Raw genomic sequence first — 4,490 nt, 5'->3', positions numbered from 1 at the left:
TTCGTGGAGACTTGATTGAGAGGATGAGTCATGCCACGGAAGTCTTCCTATCCGCGTGAGTTGCGGGACCGGGCGGTTCGGATGGTTGCCGAGGTCCGCCCGAACTACGAGCACGAGTACGCCGCGATCCAGGCGGTGGCGGCCAAGCTCGGGATCGGCACCGCGGAGACGGTACGCAAGTGGGTGCGCCAGGCCGAGATCGACGGCGGTAGCCGCCCGGGGGTGAGCAGTGAGGAGTCTGCGGAGTTGCGTCGGCTTCGGGCCGAGGTGCGGGAGCTGCGCCGGGCCAACGAGATCCTCAAGGCGGCGTCGGCTTTCTTTGCGGCCGAGCTGGACAGGCCAGCACAGCGCAGCTCGTGAGGTTCATCGACGAGCACAAGGATCGTTTCGGTGTCCAGCCGATCTGCCGGGTGCTGCGTGAGCACGGAGCGCGGATCGCACCGAGCACCTACTACGCCGCGATCTGCCGGCCGCCGTCGGCCCGGGCGGTGCGCGACGCGCAGCTGGCCGAGGAGATCATGCGGGTCTGGAAGGACAACTACGAGGTCTACGGCGCGTTCAAGATCTGGCGCGAGCTCAACCGGCAGGGCATCCAGGTCGCCCGGTGCACGGTCGAGCGGCTGATGCGCCAACTGGGCATCGCCGGGGTACGCCGCGGCGGCAGGAAGATCCGCACCACCGTGCGCGACGAGCGTCATGAGCGGGCCGGTGACCTGCTGGACCGCGACTTCACCGCCCCGGCCCCGAACCGGCGCTGGGTAGCCGACTTTACTCACGTGACCACATGGGGCCGCAATCGTGTACGTCGCGTTCGTCGTCGACCTGTACTCGCGGGCCATCGTGGGCTGGTCGGCGGCCACCACCAAGCGAACCAAGCTGGTCCTCGACGCGCTGCAGATGGCCCTGTGGCGCCGCGACCGGGCCGGCCACGCTGTCCCGAAGGGACTGATCCACCATTCGGATGCCGGAAGTCAATACACGTCTTTCGCGTTCACCGCACACCTGCTCACCGAAGGCATCGACGCCTCCATCGGCAGCGTCGGTGACGCGCTGGACAACGCGCTCATGGAATCGACCATCGGCCTGTACAAGACCGAACTGATCAACCGGCGCGGGCCATGGAAGACCCTCGCCGACGTCGAGTTGGCCACCGCCGAGTGGGTCGACTGGTACAACACCACCCGAATCCACCGGTCCATCGGCGGCGTACCGCCGGCCGAGTACGAATCGATGTACTACGCTCAAACCCAGCCCCAACCGGAGGCTGCAGCCAACACCTGACGTCTCCACGAAACCCGGGGTGATTCAGTCGACATGGATCCGTTGTGGCACTTCTTGCCACGACGTGTGGGGCCAGCGTCGCCGGTCCCCACACGCGCACCGTGACCTCGCGGTGTCGGCCGTTACGCCTTAGCCACCTTGACCCGCACCGGGACGGAGGCTCGCACCGAACCACCCGCGACGGTGACCGTCGCCTCGTACACGCCCGCGGGCAGTCCGGTCACCGGCGCCACCCTGAAGTGTGCCTTCTTGCCGGCCCTGATCGGCGCGAGCGTGTCAGTGGACAGAGTGAACTTGTCGGCGTTGGGTCCGCTGACGGTCACCGACAGCGGCGGGATCGCGGTTTGGCGGGAGTTGATGACGGTCAGCTTCTTGGCTGGCGGCGAGTGGTAGCCCTCCGGCAGCGTCCCGAAGTCGGCGGCCTCCGGCCTGATGGTGACTCCTGAGCTGTGCTCGAAGATCCGCGGCAGGAAGTCCGACAGCCCCTGCCACCAGACGTCGAACCCGTGCGGTCCTGGGACGATCGTCTTGACGGTGGGAATGTCGTAGGCCGCCAGGTTGGCCTCCATGCCGTTGATGGCACCGATGGCGCCGGCGTCGACGTCCCCGGCAAACAGGGATACGAGCTTGGTCCCTTTTTTCGCGGCAGGCCCGGAGATGTCGTCGAGAGAGCCGGCGGCGAACGGCGGGGAGAAGATGCCGAAGTACGAGAAGGCGCCCGGGTGGTTCACCAGCGCACCCTGGGTCCCTCGAGCTCCCCACGACAATCCCGCCAGAGCCATCTTCGAGGGCTCGGTCGAGATATTGAACTCCGAAGCGGTCAACGGCATGACCTTGGTCGTCAGATCAACCCAGAAGTCGGAGAGTCCCGGGTAGCCCGGCATGACAACCACCATCGGCGCGATCTCACCGCGGACGTACAGGTTGTCGAGGATCTGCTTCGCCCGGCCCACCTCCGTCCAGGTCGCGTAGTTCTGGGCAAAGCCGTGGTAAAGGTACAAAACGGGGTACTTCTCGGCGCGATCCGGGTCGTAGTCCGGCGGCGTCCAAACCTTGAACTTCATCGTCGGGTTTCCGGGGTACGCGCTGGTGTACTCCAGCAGCGTGATGTCTCCGGCCTCGTCCGCGGGGACATCGGCGAGCAGCGGAGTCCGCTCACCTCCGGGGACGAACAGCTGGCTCTCCACGTTCTCGGTGTTGTTCGTGTCCTCGGGGTCGTGGACGGGGGTCCCGTTGACCTCGTACCGCCAGTAGTAGTAGCCGTCGATCGGGCCGATGGTCGTCCGCCAGCGGTCTCCGACCTTGGTCATCGGGATGCGGAACCACTGCCCGTTCGGGGCCCAGTCGCCCCAGATCACGACGTCCTTCGCATCGGCCCACTGGGTGCCGGTCTCGAAGGTGACCATGCCGTTGGCGTCGATATGCGGGGTGGTGATGCTCCCGGTGGCGGGCGGACGGTACGGCTCGGTAAGGGCGCGATGCCCCTCGCTCATGCCGCGGTGGCGGGCCGCACCGGGCCGGAAGACGCGGGACGCGAAGTCGCGCAGGTTCTCCCGCCACGTGTCCCAGACGCCACCGGTCTCGGGATGAACGCCGTCGAACTCGAAGTCGACGCCGGCCGACCTGAGCTTCTGCATCGCTTCCCAGGTCGAGTTGTAGCTCGGGTCGAGGGTGTTGCCGACGTAGAACCGGATCAGGTCGGTGCCCTTGTTGACTGCTTTGGCCAACGAGCGCGTGATGCAGGCGTCGCCGGGAAGGTATCCCGACATCGAGCCGATGGAGCCGAAGGCGCCTGGATCCGTGAGCGCCAGGTTGAGGGCTTGGTATCCACCGCGCCCGATGCCGGCGATCGCGCGTTCGCGGCCGCTGGTGGAGACGTTGTATTGATGCTGAACCGCGGGAAGGATGTTGTTCAGCAGCTCGGCGCGGTAGTGGGTGTCGCCCGGGTCTGCCATCACCACGACCATGGAGGCGAGGTCGCCGCTCACCGCGAGGTTGTCGAGGATCTGTCGGGCGCGGCCGAGCTCCTGCCACTCCCGGGCAGACTGGCCCTCGCCGGCGAGCAGGTACAGCACGGGGTACGGCTTGGCGCGACCCGGGTCGTACGCCGGAGGGGTCCAGACCCACGCCGACCGCTCGGCGCCGGCGACCGTGGAGGTGTAGGTGAGTTCGGAAACCGTCCCGCCGCCGGAAGCGACGTCGTCCATCCACGCGACCTCTGGGCCAGGGACGAACAGCGTGTTCCAGTTGGGATGGGAGGTCACGTCGACGGAGCTGTTGGGGTTGCGGAAGACCTGCTTGGAGCGGTCGGGCATGGTCGCCACGTACTGGTAGTAGTAGAGACCGGGCTTCATCGGACCGATGTTGGCCACACAGTTCTCACCGCTCGCGTCGAGCCCGACGGCCGCCCATGTCCCGGACGGCCCGATGTTGCCCTCCAGCTCCGCGCCGGCGCCCGTGGAGTTGCCGCAGGTGTTAGACGGGACTGACGACTTCGGGACCGTGAAGTAGTGGTAGATCCCGCTCTGGGACTCCCAGGGGTCTGACGCCGCGGCCGCCGGCGACGCGGACACGACGACGCCCGACACGACCATTGCCAGCCCGATCGCGGCACCGGTGACCTGCATCGCTCGTGGTCCCCGCGTAAACATGGCATTCATCTGTGAAAGCCTCTCGTTGTTGTCGTCCGCGACCTACATTATATAGACGTGGATCATCGCCCAGCTGACCGGCGGCAAGACGGCGGTGAGCCGGCCGCCGTCAAAGGTGACGCCGGCCAGCGGCTTCGGGAGCACCGACGTCGCGTCCGCGGCAATCGCGTACCAGGTGTGGTCTGGGGGCGCGAGCCGCATTGCGTGGGCCAGCCATACGCGGGCGCGAAGGTCGTCGTCGAGGTCCAGCCCGCCCTCACCCGGATCCGACAGCAGGTGGCAAGAATCCGGTGAACACGCCAACGGCAGCTACTTCTGGGCCACCAACCAGCTGATCGTTCCCCAGCCAGGAGTGGCCGCCATGGTCACCGCTATCCGAGAACTAGTCCGGTCCAACGACATCACATGCGTCGGCGCACTCTCCAACGACCAGCGTCCACCTCTAGGCACCCACCCATCGAACGCACTACCGTAACCACGAAGATCGTTTCTAGCCGGACGTGTCACCCACGTCCCGAGACGGATCTGTCACGGACGTCCTGAGACTAGGCATTGATC

General features: G+C 66.5%; 2 protein-coding genes and 1 pseudogene. 1 reads left to right on the top strand and 2 read right to left on the bottom strand.

Annotation, left to right across the window (positions count from 1 at the left end):
• The first annotated feature begins 30 nt into the window (after nt 1–30).
• A pseudogene (locus tag IRZ30_RS15925) lies at nt 31–1,281 on the top strand (IS3 family transposase).
• 122 nt (nt 1,282–1,403) lie between these two features.
• Here the strand turns inward: IRZ30_RS15925 and IRZ30_RS15920 are convergent.
• Together IRZ30_RS15920 and IRZ30_RS15915 are read right to left on the bottom strand one after the other, a co-directional pair.
• Nucleotides 1,404–3,908 carry an alpha/beta hydrolase-fold protein gene (locus IRZ30_RS15920; protein WP_294086555.1) on the bottom strand — a complete coding sequence of 835 codons (2,505 nt, stop codon included), beginning with the start codon at nt 3,906–3,908 and terminating at the stop codon, nt 1,404–1,406.
• Between the two features lie 66 nt (nt 3,909–3,974).
• Nucleotides 3,975–4,235 carry a hypothetical protein gene (locus IRZ30_RS15915; RefSeq protein ID WP_294086553.1) on the bottom strand — a complete coding sequence of 87 codons (261 nt, stop codon included), beginning with the start codon at nt 4,233–4,235 and terminating at the stop codon, nt 3,975–3,977.
• Nucleotides 4,236–4,490 lie beyond the last annotated feature (255 nt).

It is taken from the genome of Sphaerobacter sp., assembly GCF_019683595.1.
GTDB lineage: Bacteria > Chloroflexota > Chloroflexia > Thermomicrobiales > Thermomicrobiaceae > Sphaerobacter.
This window is presented reverse-complemented; position numbering and strand designations above follow the sequence as displayed.